The sequence below is a fragment of the Candidatus Sulfotelmatobacter sp. genome, from assembly GCA_035498555.1.
In the GTDB taxonomy this organism is placed as follows: domain Bacteria; phylum Eisenbacteria; class RBG-16-71-46; order RBG-16-71-46; family RBG-16-71-46; genus DATKAB01.
In genome coordinates this window covers 1-14,865 of the sequence record DATKAB010000119.1, presented here as the reverse complement: position 1 = coordinate 14,865, position 14,865 = coordinate 1, and the positions used below count along the sequence as shown (strand labels likewise).

The following is a 14,865-nucleotide window of genomic DNA, read 5'->3' as shown; positions in this document are numbered from 1 at the left end:
GCCCTGTACTGGTGGCTCACCGCGTCGGCGCTGTCGAAGCCCACACACAGGCCGTCGCCGGCCAGGGTGAACTTGCCCAGTTGGGTGCGCATCGGGCCCTGGGCCACCACCTTGTCGTTCACGTAGAGCTTCACGTGCCCGATCGACTCGCCGTGCGTGCCGGTCGTGTCTCGCGTGAATTCCATCCCCAGCGAGTACTTCCCCTTGGCGAGCGGCGGTGAGGAGAAATCCTGCTCGGGCGCGATGCCGAGGAAATTGTAAACGTAGTGAAGCTTGTGATCCTTGATGAAGAGTGCGTGACCACCGAAGCGGGAGCCGTGCGCGAAGATCACTCCCGAAGCGTTTGGATCGGCGATCTCGACGTTGGCCAGGATCTTGTACGAGCGGCCGCGGATGTTCACCGCCACGCCCTCGGGAACCGCCGACGAACCCGGATAGTAGAGATAGCGCTGGCGCGCCGGCTCCGAGCTCGGGCGCTGGACGCCCAGCATCTCGACCGCGGTCCGATCGTCGAGCGGCAGCACCAGATTCCTCTGCGCCTCATCGTTCCAGGCGGCGATCAGCTCCTTCAGTTTGTCGGGGTTGTCCTTCGCGAGATCCTTCGACTCCGAACGGTCGACGTCGGTGTGATAGAGCAGCCAGCCGTCGGTGTCGAAATGGCCCCTGCCGGTGAGCGGAGCATGTAGCGCCGCCGCCTTCCACCCATCCTTCCAGATCCCGCGTGTGCCGAGCATCGCGTAGTACTGGATGTGTTTCTGGGTGGGTGCGTCGGGGGCCGCGTCGAACGAATAGCGCATCGACACGCCCGACAGCGGCCACTGTCGGACCCCGCGATAGACCGCCGGCATCTGCAGGCCACAGACATCAAGGATGGTGGGCACCAGATCCACCGAGTGGTGGTACTGGTTGCGCAGCTCACCGTGCGCCTGGATGCCCTTCGGCCACGAGATCACCAGCGGACAACAGGTGCCGCCCGCGAAATTCGAGTAGCGCTTGAACATCTGGAACGGGGACGAGAACGCGACCGCCCAGCCGGTCGGATAGTGGTTGTAGGTGTCGGGTGAGCCGAGACGAGTCAGGTACTTCATGTTCTCCGACATCTCGTCGGGGTAGTCGTTGAAGAACTTGTTCTCGTTGACCGAGCCGCTGGGGCTTCCCTCGCCCGATGCCCCGTTGTCGGCGCAATAGATCACCAGCGTGTTGTCGAGCTGATGAGTGTCCTGGAGGTAGTCGACGATACGACCGACCTGGGCGTCGGTGTACTCCGAGAAGCCGGCGTAGACCTCGGCCATGTGCGAGAACAGCTTCTTCTCGTCAGCGGTGAGGGAGTTCCAGGGGCGAACGACGTCGCCCTTGTTCGCGATCGAATCGGGGAGCGGATTGATCGGCGTGAGTTGCGTGCCCTTCGGCATGACTCCCTTGTCGATCATGCGTTGCAGCACCCAGCTGCGATAGGCTTCGTAGCCGTCGTCGAACTTGCCCTTGTACTTCGCGATGTAGTCGGCGGGCGCCTGGTGTGGCGCGTGATTGGCCCCCGGGCAGAACCACATGAACCAGGGCTTGGAGGGGTTGCTGGCCTGCTGATTGCGGATCATCTCGATGGCGTGATCGGCGAGGTCCTTCGAAAGGTGATAACCCTGATCCGGCCCGTAGGGCGGATCCACGAAGCGGTTGTCTTCCACGAGATCCGGATACCACTGGTTGGTTTCACCGCCGAGGAATCCGTAGTAGCGATCGAACCCCATCTGCACCGGCCACTGCTTCCGGCTCCCGCCGGGCGCGACGTCCTGCTCGGGCACGTTGTGATCCTTGCCGATCCAGAAGGTGCCCCAACCGTTGTCCTGAAGGATCTGCGCCAGGGTCGCGCACTGCGCAGGAACGTAGCCGCTCGCACCCGGGTAACCGTCGGCGGCTTCGGTGATCGAAGCCATCCCATTCAGGTGATGATTGCGGCCGGTGAGGATGGTGGAGCGGGTCGGCGAGCAGAGCGCGCAGGTATGCCACTGCGTGTACGTGAGCCCGGTGTCCGCCAGGCGCTGCAGAGTCGGCATGTTGATGCGGCCGCCGTACGGCGACCATGCGGCGAGGCCGGTGTCGTCGTAGAGCACCAACAGGACGTTGGGCGAGCCCTCCGGCGCGCGCTTGGGCGTGAATGGAGTCCAGTCGGATTTGGACTGGCGAATGTCGAGCGCGATCTTCCCTTTGAATCCGGGCGGCACGCTCGGGGTCGCGAAGGACGCGGTGCTGCCACCGCCGGTGCCATTGCTCTCACCGCAGCCCTGCGCGCCGAGAATCAGCGCGCCGGCGGCGAGGAGCAGCGTAAGCGGGACTGCCGATCGCTTCGACATGGGTCACCTCTCGGCATGGGTTGGGGCATGCGACTCATGAACTCGAGGGCTGGACCGTCGGCGTTGCGGCGCGTCAGGCTGAGAAGATGCGAATTAGGGCGTGGTGGTCCGGCGACGGCCGAGAGTAACTCCGCATGGCGTCAAGCGAAAGCTCAGGCGGTCGGCGTGCCCTCGCCCGGGGGCGCTCCAAAGCCCCAGCGCGCGCGCATGCGTTGCCGGATCTTCTCGCGTTCCTCGGGTGTGAGCACGTCCCACCGTTCCTGCATGCGGCGGCGCAGACTGCCGCCGCTGCCGCCGAAGCCCGGGCCGCCGAACAGGATCCGCGCGAGCGCGAGCATCGCCAGCGCCTGCCAGAAGGTGATCGTGCGCCATCCGAACAGCGGGGGCGTCAACCAGTTCCACAGCCACTTCACCGCCTCGCCGCCGAGAATCGCGAACAGCGTGATGGCGATCAGCGCCAGCGGCGCGATCCAGATCAGCCTCCTTGCCCGGTTCATGATCGATTCCCTCCTCAGTCGCCTTCGAATGACTCGTACATATCTCGCAGCCGCTCTCGCAGGCGAAGTACTGCGTAGCGCTTTCGAGACAGCAGCGTGTTCAGCGGGAGGCCGCTCTCGGCGGCCAGCTCCTTAAAACTCCGCCCCTCCAGCTCGTGCGCCACGAACACCTGGCGCTGCTCCGCGGGCAGTTCGTTGATCGCCGCCTCGAGCTCGTCGAGGAGTGCGGCGCGCGCGTGCATGGCTTCGGGCCCGTCGTCGGGCGAGGGCAGCAGGTCCTCCGGCGCCAGCTGCTCGCCGTGCTCGTCCTCGACCGCAGCGTTGAAGCGCTCGTGCCGACGCTTGCGGAACAGGTCGACGATGCGATTGCGCGCCACGCGGAACAGCCAGCCGGTGACGTGCTCGATCGGCATCAGCAGCCGGTTCGCCTCGACCAGCTCGAAGAACACCTCCTGCAGGATGTCCTCGGCGTCGCCGGGATCGGGAACTCGCCGGCGGATGAAGTCGAGGAGCCGGGATCGCTCCCGCTCCACGACTTCGGAGATCCGCCGGTCCGATTCGGGTTCCATCCGCTCCCGTTCCGCCGCAGTGCTCACCCGATGGTGTAGACGAATCGCCCCGGCGGATATTGTGGACGAGGTGCGCTATTCAGCCCGGTAGCGGCAGTCCACGGAGAGCCGCAGCGTATCGCCGCTCCGATTGGGCAGGGCCCGGTGGATCGTGAGGGCATGGAACAGCAGCGCATCGCCGCAGGTGAGGTCGCTCGCCGCCCACTCGCCGCGACCGGGCTCCCCCGGTATCCGCGCCGCACCCCCCGAGTGCTCGAACAGGCCCCCGCGATGCGAGCCGGGCGCGAGCGCCAGAGGGCCGAGCGCCAGCGGGCAATCGCCCAGCGGCGTCCACACCGTCCAGCACTCGCGCTCGACACCGACATAGGCGCCGTCCTGATGCGGCGGCGTGGTGAGATGTTCCGCGTTCGGAAACACCACGCGACAGACGTCGCCCTGGTGCGTTTCGAAGCCGCCGCCGAATACGGCGCCCAGGATGCGCTCGAGGCTCGGCTCACGGCGAATCCGATCCAGCTCGACGGAAGGCAGCACGCGTGCAAGCAGCTCGACCGACTGTGGATCGCCGGTCCGAATCCCGCGCAGCGTCGGGTGCGCGCGCGCCAAATCGGTGGCGGAACCCGCCTCGAGCCACCCGAGTCGCACGCATTCCGCCAGAACCAGCCTGCGGAGATCGCGCACCACATTCGGATCGAAGAGCCCGCGGAGGTAGAGATAGCCGTCGCTTCCCGCGCGGCGAATCAGCTCGTCGGGTTCACCCAGGGATGCGGATGAATCGAGCAACGGCACGACCCTGAAGGTCTCCATCCTGGCGCGCTCCTACCCCACCGAGGCCGCGGCATTCTGGATCAGATCGAGGGGCGCGCTTCCCACCGGGCTCGCGCGGGTCGCGGCTGACGCCAACCGCCCCATGGTGCCGGCATTGTGGCGAGCCTTGAAGCGCACGCACTCGGCGATCGCCGCGCGCACCTCGCTCGAATAGCCGAAGAAGTCGAGATCGAGCGTCGGATCGTGCTCGAGATATTCCTGAATCGCCCGCGGATCCAGCACGTGGACGTTGGGCTCGTCGACGACGCGGCTGGCGTCCAGCCACCAGCGCGTGAAACCGAAGCGTTCGTGTCCGCGGTCGTAGATCGCGGTGCCGGGCATCGGCACCAGCACGCCGCGATTGTTGAAATAGTCGGTGTGCGGCGCGAGCTGGTCCATGAATCGGCGGGTGTTTTCGAGCTCGGCGACGCCTTCCTCGGGGAAGCCGAACATGAAGTTGACGATGGTGGTCATCCCGGCCGCCTTCGCCGCGTCCACGGCGGCGCGGACCTGCTCGGGCTTCTGCCCCTTCTGGATGACGCGCAGGATGTTGTAGTCGCCGCTCTCGATCCCGAAATTGATGGCCACGCAACCGGCCTCGCGCATGCGAGCGAGATCGCCGGCCCGCACCATGTTCCCGGGGGTGATGCAGGTCCAGGTCGCGCCGCGGAGCGAGGGCTCGGCGAGAATCGCGTCACATAGTTCGAGCATGCGCAGGCGTCGCGCGGTGAAGGCGTCGTCCCAGAACGGAAAGTGCATGACGCCATGGCGCTCGCGTAGCGCCTTCATCTCGGCGACCACGTTCGCGGACGACCTCCAGCGATAGACGCGCCCGGTCACGTGATTGGCGCAGAAGGTGCAGCGCGCCGGGCAGCCACGGCTGGTCATGAGGCCGCCGGGCACCACCATCGCGCCCTCGGAATACCAGCCGGGCTCGTAGCACCGATAGCTCTCGAGCGGGAACGGCAGCGCGTCGAGGTCGTCGAGGGTCTGGTGAGAGCCGCCATCGAGCCCGGCGGAGTGAACGCCGGGACGCACCGGCATCGCGTCGCCGCCGTCGCAGGCGCGGGCCAAATCGACCATCAGCCGCTCGGCCTCGCCCGCGATCGCGATGTCGAACCCATGCGCCAGCGGCTCGTCGGGGACGGCGGTCACGTGCGGGCCGCCGGCCACCCGCCAGCGCGAGAGCCCGTCGAGCCGTTCGGCCAGCGCGTATCCGCGGCGGGCGTTGTAGGTGAACAGGGTCATGCCGATCAGATCCGGGCGAAAGCGCTCGGCCGATTCGACCGCGACCTCGTCCCGACCTTCACTGCGGATCGCGGCGAGATCCAGGCATCGCACCTCGTGCCCGTCGGCGAGCAGCGCGGAGGCGACGTACTGTTGCCCGAGGTAGGGCGTGCCCATGCGTTGTGGCAGATGGGGAAGGATCAGCAGGACCCTGGCCACTCGGCCTCCGAGGTCAAGGGAAGTCGCACTGAATCGTCACGCGCTGGTCGTTGACCGGCAGCCCGGGCAGCGACGCCCCAGGTGCGAAGCGATCGCGGTTCCGAATCGCACCGGAGTCCGCCGTTCGGCCGCGTGGTGGAGCACGGCGTGGTCGGGCGCATCATGAACGGCGAGGCCGCCGAGCCCGCGAGTCCCGCATCCTTCATGTGGTGGTCGCTCGCCTCATGCCAGGAATTCCGGATCCAGCCTATCGAGTGTCGCGCCGACGTCGAAGCCGGTGGCGTTGACCATGATCACCGTGCCCACCCCGCGGTCGCGATAGAGACGCATCATCGAGTGGAATCCGCCCCCTCCTCCCTCCTTGTAGAAGAACGCCCGGCCGTGAGTGCCGCCGACATGCCAGCCCAGCGTCATGGGCATGGGCGTGCCGCTCGCAAGTTGCTGGCGCTCGAAGAACAGCGCGCGCATGTCATCGCCGAGGATGCGCGATCGAGTCGCGAGCTGATCCTGAAGGAACCGCGCGAATCCCTTCGCCGTCCCCACCAGGCCCCCAAAGGCAGGTCCGTCGACGTAGTGGCTTTGGAGCGAGAGCCAGCGGCCATGATAGCGGCCGATCAACCGGGGATCGATGACGAATCTCCTGACCAGGTTGAGTATGGAGGTCCTCTCGAGATAGCCGGTCGCATGGCGGGCGGGATCGGAAATCGCGTAGCCCAGCTGGGAAGCCGCCAGGCCGAGCGGCGCGAGGAGCTGCGCGGCCACGAACTCGGAGAACGGTTCGCGGCTGGCGCGCTCCACCACTCGTCCGAGCAGCCAATAGCCGAGGTTCGAATAGGAGAAGCGCGTGCCCGGCCGAAATGCCAGTCGAGCATGCGCCCGGAGCACTCGATCGAGAGCCGCCGCTTCATCGAAGCGGGCATGTTCGGCCGCAGGATGGACCCAGCGGAGCGGGATCGGGTTCGGGATTCCCGAAGTGTGGGTGAGCAACTGTCGCACCGAGATCGCTCGGTCGTAGGGAATCGGCCCCGCCCACTCGGCGATCGAATCGTCGAGGGCGATTCGCTTCATCTCGACCAGCCGGAGGACGGCGGCCGCAGTGAGCGTCTTGCTCATCGAATAGGCCATCATCGTGGTGGTCGATTCGAGCGCAGTTCCACGGTCGAGATCGGCGAGGCCGCCGTGGAATTCGAAGCGCGTGCTCGAGGCGTCGACGGCCAGGTACTGGACCGCGGGGGTGCGCGAACGCGCGATCAGGGACTCGAGTATCGCCGGCGGCGCGCCCACGGGACCGATGATGCCATGTCCTGCGTCTGGCCGGAATCAGGCCGGCCGGTAGGGCAGGTACACCGGTTCCCAGGTCGCGCTCCGGATGCGCGCGTCCACCTCGGCATCTAAGATGTGCGGCGCGTCGCCGCTCGAAACCAGCGAGCGCCCGACAGCACGCGCCACCTGGCGGGCGACCTCGCGCAACTTCGAGAGCGGCGGGTAGATCGGCGCGCCGGGCCCCGCGGCAATCGGGAATTCGGCCACCGCACCCGCCGCCGCCGCAAAGGCCGAGTCGGGAAGCCAGCACGCTTCCACCGCGGTTGCACCGAGGCCGATGCCGGGGAAGATCAGGGCGTTGTTGCCCTGGCCGATCTGGTAGTGAATGTCGCCGTGCACGACATCGGGGAACGGGCTTCCGGTCCCCACCACCGCGGCGCCGTGGGTCCACCGCAGCAGGTTCTCGGGCGTGGCCTCGCACAGGCTGGTCGGATTGGAGAGCGGCAGGATGATGGGTCGCTCGCAACCCACTTGCATCCAGCGCACCACCTGCTCGGTGAACGCGCCGGGCTGACCCGAGACGCCGAGCAAAGCGGTGGGCCGGAAGTGCTCGATGACGTCGAGCAGCCCGGGAGGCGATGGCGCTCCGAGCCAATCGGTGACCAGTGCAGGATCGGCCGCGATGTCGCGCTTCTCCCCCTCCAGTCCGGGCCGATCGGCGAGAACGAGTCCGCGTGAATCGAGGCACAGCACTCGGCGGTTGAGCTCCGATTCGGGAACCCCCTGCTCGCGCAGAGTCGCCCGCAGCGCCAGCGCGCAGCCGGCTCCGGCGGCGCCCGCGCCATAGAGCACGATCCGTTCGTCTCCCCAGTGGCGCCCGACTCGCGCGAGCGCGCGGCGCATGCCTGCCACCACTACCGCCCCGGTGCCCTGGATGTCGTCGTTGAACGAGAGCAGGCGACGCCGATAGCGTTCGAGGACGCGAAACGCGTTGTGCTTGGCGAAGTCCTCCCATTGCACCAGGGCCCCGGGATAGATGCTCAGGATCGCCTCGACCAGCTCGTCGAGCAGGCTGAAGTAGGCCTCGCCCTTCAATCGAGGCTCGCGCACCCCCAGATAAAGCGGGTCGTCGAGCAGCGCGGCATTGTCGGTGCCGACGTCAAAGTCGAGCGGCAGCGCGCGGGCCGGATGGATGCCCGCGCCGGCGGTGTAGAGCGCGAGCTTGCCGATGGCGATGCCCATTCCGCCGACGCCCTGATCGCCGATGCCGAGGATGGCCTCGTTGTCGGTGATCACGATGACCCGACAGCCCTCTCGCCGCTGATTGCTCAGGACCTCGGCGATCCGGCCGCGATCGCGCGAAGACACGTACACCCCGCGCGGCCGCCGGTAGATGTGGCTGTACTGCTCGCACACCTTGCCGACGGTCGGCGTGTACACGATCGGAACCATCTCCTCGAGATGATGCGAGAGCAGTCGATAGAACAGCGTCTCGTTCCGGTCCTGGAGCGCCGCCAGAGTGAGGTAACGCTGGATGTCGTCGGTGGCTCGCCGATAGTGGCCGTAGGCGCGTTCCTCCTGCTCCTCCGGCGTGGCCACGTCCGGGGGCAACAGTCCGCGCAACCCCAGTGCATCCCGCTCGGCCTCGGGGAAGCACGTCCCCTTGTTCAGAATCGGGTCGTCGCGCAGCGCGGTGCCGCTTCCGAATACGGTGACGTACTTCTCGCCGGTGACCGGAACCTTCCGCTCCTCGAACCGGACCATGTGGGGCCTCGCGATTCCTACCGGCGCTCGGACATCGGCCGGTAGGCGCGCTGGGTGGCGCCGGTGTAGATCTGCCGCGGTCGAGCGATGCGGGTGTCGGCGTCGTGACGCATCTCGAGCCAGTGAGCCACCCAGCCGGGAGTGCGGCCGAGCGCAAACATCACCGTGAACATGTTGGTCGGGATGCCCAGCGCCCGGTAGATCACGCCCGAGTAGAAGTCGACGTTCGGGTAGAGCTTTCGGCTCACGAAGTACTCGTCGCGCAACGCGATTTCCTCGAGCTTCATCGCGGTGTCGAGCAGTCGGCTCGAGCCTCCGCCGGTGACGCGAATGACCTCGGCGCAGGTCTTCTTGAGAATCGCGGCACGGGGATCGTAGCTCTTGTAGACGCGATGGCCGAAGCCCATCAGACGGGTGGTGTCGTTCTTGTCCTTGGCCCGGGCCAGGAACTTCTCGGCGCTCCCGTCTTCGCGGACGATCTGCTCGAGCATCTCGATCACCTGCTGGTTGGCGCCGCCGTGGAGCGGCCCCCAGAGGGCCGCGATGCCCGCGGCGATCCCCGCGAACAGATTGGCCTGGGAGCTGCCCACCACCCGCACCGTGCTGGTCGAGCAGTTCTGCTCGTGGTCGGCGTGGAGGATCAGCAGCAGGTTGATGGCGCGCGCCAGTCGCGGATCCACCTCATACGGCTCGCACGGGGTCGCGAACATCATGTGCATGAAGTTGGTCGAGTAGTCGAGCGTATTGCGCGGGTAGATGAAGGGTTGCCCGATCGAGTGCTTGTAGGAGAACGCGGCGATCGTCGGCATCTTGGAGATCAACCGCACGATCGTGTCGTGGGTGAGCTGTTCGGTCTCGGGCTGCTGATAGAAGGTCGCCAGCGCCCCCACCGCCGCGGCGCACACCGGCATGGGATGGGCGTCCTTGGGGAGCGCGTCGAAGAAGCGGCGGAAGTCCTCGTGGAGCATGGAGTGATGCTTCACTTCCGATTCGAAGCTTGCGAGCTGGGCCGGCGACGGCAACTCGCCATGGATCAGCAGCCACGCCACCTCCAGGAACGAGGCGCGCTCGGCGAGCTCTTCGATCGGGTAGCCGCGGTAGCGCAGGATCCCCTTTTCGCCGTCGATGAACGTGATCGCGCTGCGGCAGGAGCCGGTGTTGCCGAATCCGGGATCGAGAGTGATGAGGCCCGTCTTCTGGCGCAGCGTGGCGATGTCGATCGCCTCTTCGCCTTCGCTTCCGCGAATGACGGGAAGAGCAACCGAACGGCCGTCGTACTCGATCGTGGCCTTGGACGCGGCCGGCACCATGGGAAGGATCTGCGTGGTCATGGCTGATTCCTCCAGCGTCGGCGCCTCGCACCACACGGGCGCCGGAAACGCGGCTGTGTGACTCAGGCAACTCGCAAGAGCCGTGCTAGAGGAACCTCCGGAAAAACGCCGCACTTGCGGGTGTAGCGGCGGGGTCGATCTGACAGGCAGTCAGGCCCGCCTGCCGCAATGGCGGACGCCGTTCAGCCGAGCCCGACCCGCAGCCAGACGCTGACGCCGAGCAGCAACTTGGCCGCCGAGGCATCTTCCAGGCGCGAGACCGGCGGAGTGCGCTGCCCGGCGCGTGGAACGAGCGCCTCGAACGCATCGCGATCGAACAGGGCGAGGGCCCGTTCGCGATCGGGCTCGGCGGCCTGGCGAAGCGCGCGCCAGCCGGCGCCCTCGAAATCGTAGGTGCGGAAGTAGTAACGCCGCTCGGGATTCGGGAGCCGCAGGCGACCGCGCAGGCGACGCAGCCGTCGATCGAGACCGGCGCGCACCAGGTCGTAGATCCCGGGCAGCAGCGGGGTCACGTCGGGGTCGTTGTGGTCGAGCGGCAGCCGGGCGAGCTCCGGGTGAAATCGGATCAGCATCTCGCGCTGCAGTCTCCGTCCGTCCAGCAGGGCGAGCGGCATCCCTGCCGCCACGGCGAGCAGCCGCCGGTCCACCTGAGGCGACCGCGGCCAGCTCCGGAACGCCAGACGATTGAGCATGCCGCCGATTGCGAATCGTTCCTTCAGTCCCATGGTGTGGAGCCAGGAGCGCGCGAGATCGTGGTCGGCGGCGCAGGTGAAATCCTGGCGGAGCTCCTGGATGATCAGGTGAACGCTGTCGCCGAACACGTCGCGACGCAGCAATCGCGGCAGCGCGTCGAGCGGCACCCCCCAGGCATTGGTGACCTTCAGGTAGTGCTCGAAGCTCGTGGTTCGCGAGCCGCGATCGAACGCCTTGCCGACCGTGACTCCTCCAAGAATCGGATCCGCCATGTGGCCCGAGACGAAATGCGGATGCTCCCAGGGCACCGCCTCGTCCAGCTCGACGTTCGCCGTATCGGGTCCACAGGCGAGGCCCTCCCACTCGAGCAGTCGCTCGAACTCCGCGAACGTGGCATTTCGATCCGCGATTCGCTGATGCGGCAGGCGAAGCTGTTTCGCGACCGCCCGGGCGCAGAAATACTCGAGATCGCTCACGAGACCACGCGTCACGGCGCGGAGCGGAATCCCCTGGCGCGCGAGCACACCGGCGATCATGCGCGAATCGATGCCGCCGGAGAGCAGCAGCGTGTGGGGAACGCCCGCGGGCACATGGCGGCGAGCCGAATCCGAGAGCGCTTCGTGGAATCGCGCCGCGCATTCCTGAACGGGTTGATCGTGGCTGGCGCCCGAGAGTTCGATCGCGTAGTGCCGTCGCTCGCGAGGCGGGGAGCCGGGCGTTGCAATCAGCACGACCCCGGCCGGCAGTCGGCGGATACCTTTATATAGGGTCCGCCCACCGACCGAACCGTTGGTGATCAGCAGCGCGGCGAGCCCGGCGTGATCCAGCGCCGAAGTGACGCCCGGGTAATAGCGAATCAGCGCGGGGCTCGACGCGACGAGCAGCGCTTCCCCGGCGCCCGCGTAGTAGACCGGGAACGCGCCGAGAATGTCGGCGGCGATGGTGAGCGCGCCGAGGGCATCGAAGGTGGCCGCGAAGTAATAGCCGTCGCAGGCCGGTGGCGTCGCTTCGCGGGCCGCTCGAGCGGCGTACTCGGCGGCGGCGAGCCGCTCGGCTCCCGGGCCCGGGATCAGATCACCGATCACCAGGGCGCCGGGCGCCTGGCTCACCGGGGCTCCTGCAAACGTTCCCCACCGCATCGCGACCGGTCCCCGTCCACCTGAGCCGATCGCGAGATCGAACCGGCGCATCGCGGCCTCGGCCGCGCGCAGTCCCAGCTCGCGGCGGCCGACGTCCGGATCGCGGACGATCAGGATCGCGGACACGCGGGAGCGATCAGCCGCCGGTGGTGGAGCGCGGAGCCTGCGGCGACGGAGGCGCCGGCGCGTTGGCCGCCGCCGCCGTCTCTTCTCGCTCGCGCTGCGCCTCGATGAAGGTGACGTAGGTGACCGTGTCCCACGCGTTGTGGATGCCGATGAAGACCAGGAGCAATTCAGCTCCGCCCAGCGCGAACAGCGAGCCCTCCGTGAAGCGCGTGAGCATCACCCCCGCGAGCAGCGTGGCGGCGTAAGCAAGGGTCGGCAGAATGTTGTGCCACAGCCAGTCCTCGAGAACCGGCGTGTAGCCCTGCTGGCGCCTTGCCCGGCGGAACACCGCCATGCTGTAGATCACGCCACCGATGCCGCACAACGCCAGCGGGACGCCGGCCTGACCCACGGTGTGCCAGGGCGCGCACAGGATCGCAGCCACCAGCAACGCGGCGCAGAAGTGGACCACGTTCGGGCTGCCGAAGGCGGAGACCGAATCCTCGTTCCCGCGCAGCCCCCTGGCCTGGGCGATGAGGGTGAGCACGACGAACTGGAGTCCGGTGAGTCCGGCGGCCGCGGAGCCGACGATGATGTAGAAGTTCGCCCAGGCTTCGAGCGGTGAGGGAATCCGTTCCTGCATCGTGGTCGCTACGCTAGCATGCTGGCGGGTAGCGGCAAGTCGAGAGATTCGATTCCGAGCGAGAGCGCGCAGCTCCTCGACCGGCCCCGCCGACCGCTGCAGCACGCGTGCGGACCCGCGATGGCTTCGAGAGACGCCCGGTTCGAGGATGGCCTTGCGCGGTCCGCGGCCCCGTGCACGGGCGGCCCGATCGCCCTCGACATGCTATCGTGCCGGCATGCCTCAGCCTTGCGGGAAGTTCCCGCGTCTCGACAAGCTCGAGGATCTGGTCGAGCGCGACAAGGACCATGACTGCGACGGCCTTGGCCCCCACCACATTTGCGTGAAGGTGGCGGCGGTCGCCGAGCTGCCGAGCCGCTTCGGCCGTTTCAAGATCGTGGGTTTCTGGAACAATCGCGACGGCAAGGAACACATCGCGATGGTGCATGGCGACGTGATGGGTGGTGAGGACATTCCCACCCGGCTCCATTCCGAGTGCCTCACCGGCGACGTAATGGGCTCCCTTCGCTGCGATTGCCGCGATCAGCTCGAGGTGGCGATGTACAAGATCTCCGGTCTGCAGCGGGGACTCGTTCTCTACATGAGGCAGGAAGGCCGGGGCATCGGTCTGATCAACAAGCTGCGCGCCTACGCGCTGCAGGATCGCGGGCTCGACACGGTGGACGCCAACCTGGCGCTCGGCTTCCGCGACGACGAGCGCGATTACGAGGTGGCGGCGCACATGCTGGTGAGTCTCAACATCGGCTCGATTCGCCTGATGACCAACAATCCTCGCAAGGTCGAGGAGCTGGAGAGGCTCGGGATTCGCGTGAGCGGGCGGATTCCGCACGTCATTCCGGCCAACGATTGGAACCGCTTCTACCTCGAGACCAAGGCCCGCCGTTCGGGCCATCAGATCGAGTTCGAGGGCAAGCCGCACCTGCTGGAGCAGAACGACCCGGTCATCGTCGAAGGCGAGGCCTGATCTTCAGGCGCGGAGGAGCCGCACCGTGATCCGAAGGTTTCTGCTCGGGATCCCGGTGATGCCGATCGCCCTGGTGCTGGGGGAATTCGTGACCCGATTCCGTGTGGGCAGAGTCCTGCCAGGCTCCCCGATGCCGTGGCAGGGTTTGCAGAGGATGAACGAGGAGGATCTGCGTGCCATGTGCCGGTATCTAAAGAGCGTCCCGCCGGTGTCGCGCGACAATCGCCCCCCCATGGGGGACGCCAAGCCCCAGTCTCCCACCCCCTCACTTTCGGAGCCCCGATGAAAAGACTTTGGATCAGCCTGATGGCCCTGATGGCCGCCGGCGTGGCGCGCGCGGACGAACCCGCCCTCAAAGTTGGAGACGCCGCGCCCGACTTCTCGCTTCCCTATGCCACGCGCGACTCGATCGCCGGCGACAAGCTCACGCTGTCGTCTTTCGCGGGCAAGAGCAACGTGGTGGTGGCGTTCTATCCCGCCGATTGGAGCGGTGGATGCACCAAGGAGGTCTGCACGCTGCGCGACAATTTCTCGATGCTGGGCGCGCTGAACGCCGACGTCATCGCGATGAGCGGCGACTACATCTTCTCCCACCACGAATGGGCGAAGTACCACAACCTGCCGTTCCGGCTGGCTTCGGACCACGATCACGCGGTGGCCAAGAAGTACGGCAGCTACATGGCCGAATACGGTTACAACAAGCGCACCGTGTTCCTGGTGGACAAGAAGGGCAAGATCGCCTACATCGACATGACCTACAGTCCGCGCGATTCGGTTTCGTTCATGAAACTCGAGGGAGCGATCAAGGCGTTGAAGTAGCGCGACGGCCGAACGCCGTCACCAGGCGTCGAACGCAGAGAGCCTGCCCGGGCGGCGCCCGGGCAGGCTCTTCGCGTGGATGTGGATTAGCGCGAGAGCCGCTTCTCGATCCAGCGCTGGATGTCGGCCATCACCTGCTCCTTGCCGACGTCGTGCAAAGGATCGTGGAAGTAGCCCTCGTAGAACTTGAGCGTCTTGTCGGTGGAACCGGCGGTGTCGTAGAAGAATTGGCTGCCCGACGGCCGCGTCGCCCGGTCCTGAGTGCCGTGAATGATCAGCACCGGCAGCTTCAGGTTGGGGAACTCCTTCTTCAGCTGTTCGTCGGCGATGACCATCGCAGCGACCGTCTGGGTCGGCTGGACTTCGTTGGCGATCAAAGGATCGTCGTTGAGGGCCTGGACGGCCACCGGATCGCGCGAGAAGTCGGCGTTGTCGAGCTTGAGGACGTGAGCGTGCGGCGCGAGATGGCTCAGCCCCTTC

At 66.9% G+C, this 14,865-nt stretch carries 13 protein-coding genes; 2 read left to right on the top strand and 11 right to left on the bottom strand.

From position 1 onward, the window contains the following. The 10 genes from VMJ70_10465 to VMJ70_10420 form a co-directional block, all read right to left on the bottom strand. Window positions 1-2,348 (bottom strand): arylsulfatase (locus tag VMJ70_10465; protein HTO91542.1); only part of this gene is annotated, 2,348 nt, incomplete at its 3' end. Between the two features lie 152 nt (window positions 2,349-2,500). Beyond that, on the bottom strand, window positions 2,501-2,845 hold the full coding sequence (locus VMJ70_10460; GenBank protein ID HTO91541.1) for a hypothetical protein: 345 nt from the start codon (window positions 2,843-2,845) through the stop codon (window positions 2,501-2,503). 14 nt (window positions 2,846-2,859) lie between these two features. Further along, window positions 2,860-3,414, bottom strand: coding sequence for a sigma-70 family RNA polymerase sigma factor (locus VMJ70_10455; protein HTO91540.1), 555 nt, complete (start codon window positions 3,412-3,414; stop codon window positions 2,860-2,862). Window positions 3,415-3,489: 75 nt separating this feature from the next. Further along, window positions 3,490-4,218: a phytanoyl-CoA dioxygenase family protein gene (locus VMJ70_10450; protein ID HTO91539.1), complete on the bottom strand. Its 729-nt coding sequence runs from the start codon at window positions 4,216-4,218 to the stop codon at window positions 3,490-3,492. A gap of 12 nt (window positions 4,219-4,230) precedes the next feature. Continuing rightward, window positions 4,231-5,664 (bottom strand): radical SAM protein, encoded by a 1,434-nt coding sequence (locus VMJ70_10445; protein ID HTO91538.1) that lies wholly within the window; start codon window positions 5,662-5,664, stop codon window positions 4,231-4,233. 222 nt (window positions 5,665-5,886) lie between these two features. After that, entirely contained in the window at window positions 5,887-6,948 is a 1,062-nt protein-coding gene (locus VMJ70_10440; protein ID HTO91537.1) for a serine hydrolase domain-containing protein, read from the bottom strand. Between the two features lie 36 nt (window positions 6,949-6,984). After that, window positions 6,985-8,691: an NAD-dependent malic enzyme gene (locus VMJ70_10435; protein HTO91536.1), complete on the bottom strand. Its 1,707-nt coding sequence runs from the start codon at window positions 8,689-8,691 to the stop codon at window positions 6,985-6,987. A gap of 17 nt (window positions 8,692-8,708) precedes the next feature. Continuing rightward, a complete protein-coding gene (locus VMJ70_10430; protein ID HTO91535.1) occupies window positions 8,709-10,022 on the bottom strand; it encodes a citrate synthase in 1,314 nt (437 codons plus the stop codon). A 182-nt stretch (window positions 10,023-10,204) separates the two neighbouring features. Next, window positions 10,205-11,980, bottom strand: coding sequence for an asparagine synthase-related protein (locus VMJ70_10425; protein HTO91534.1), 1,776 nt, complete (start codon window positions 11,978-11,980; stop codon window positions 10,205-10,207). Window positions 11,981-11,990: 10 nt separating this feature from the next. Next, complete coding sequence (locus VMJ70_10420; GenBank protein HTO91533.1) at window positions 11,991-12,602, bottom strand: hypothetical protein; 612 nt, start codon at window positions 12,600-12,602, stop codon at window positions 11,991-11,993. Window positions 12,603-12,819: 217 nt separating this feature from the next. Between VMJ70_10420 and ribA the strand changes: the two genes are divergently transcribed. Then, window positions 12,820-13,566 (top strand): GTP cyclohydrolase II, encoded by a 747-nt coding sequence (gene ribA, locus VMJ70_10415; protein ID HTO91532.1) that lies wholly within the window; start codon window positions 12,820-12,822, stop codon window positions 13,564-13,566. Between the two features lie 282 nt (window positions 13,567-13,848). Then, window positions 13,849-14,385 (top strand): peroxiredoxin, encoded by a 537-nt coding sequence (locus VMJ70_10410; protein ID HTO91531.1) that lies wholly within the window; start codon window positions 13,849-13,851, stop codon window positions 14,383-14,385. Window positions 14,386-14,471: 86 nt separating this feature from the next. On the opposite strand, the gene VMJ70_10405 is transcribed toward VMJ70_10410, so the two are convergent. Next, window positions 14,472-14,865, bottom strand: a 394-nt coding sequence (locus tag VMJ70_10405; protein ID HTO91530.1) for an alpha/beta hydrolase, incomplete at its 5' end; no start/stop codon positions are given.

Coding starts and splice junctions, on each gene's coding strand:
- VMJ70_10460 (HTO91541.1), bottom strand. CDS start 2,845: ATGAACCGGGCAAGGAGGCTGATCTGGATCGCGCCGCTGGCGCTGATC.
- VMJ70_10455 (HTO91540.1), bottom strand. CDS start 3,414: ATGGAACCCGAATCGGACCGGCGGATCTCCGAAGTCGTGGAGCGGGAG.
- VMJ70_10450 (HTO91539.1), bottom strand. CDS start 4,218: ATGGAGACCTTCAGGGTCGTGCCGTTGCTCGATTCATCCGCATCCCTG.
- VMJ70_10435 (HTO91536.1), bottom strand. CDS start 8,691: ATGGTCCGGTTCGAGGAGCGGAAGGTTCCGGTCACCGGCGAGAAGTAC.
- VMJ70_10430 (HTO91535.1), bottom strand. CDS start 10,022: ATGACCACGCAGATCCTTCCCATGGTGCCGGCCGCGTCCAAGGCCACG.
- VMJ70_10420 (HTO91533.1), bottom strand. CDS start 12,602: ATGCAGGAACGGATTCCCTCACCGCTCGAAGCCTGGGCGAACTTCTAC.
- ribA (HTO91532.1), top strand. CDS start 12,820: ATGCCTCAGCCTTGCGGGAAGTTCCCGCGTCTCGACAAGCTCGAGGAT.
- VMJ70_10410 (HTO91531.1), top strand. CDS start 13,849: ATGAAAAGACTTTGGATCAGCCTGATGGCCCTGATGGCCGCCGGCGTG.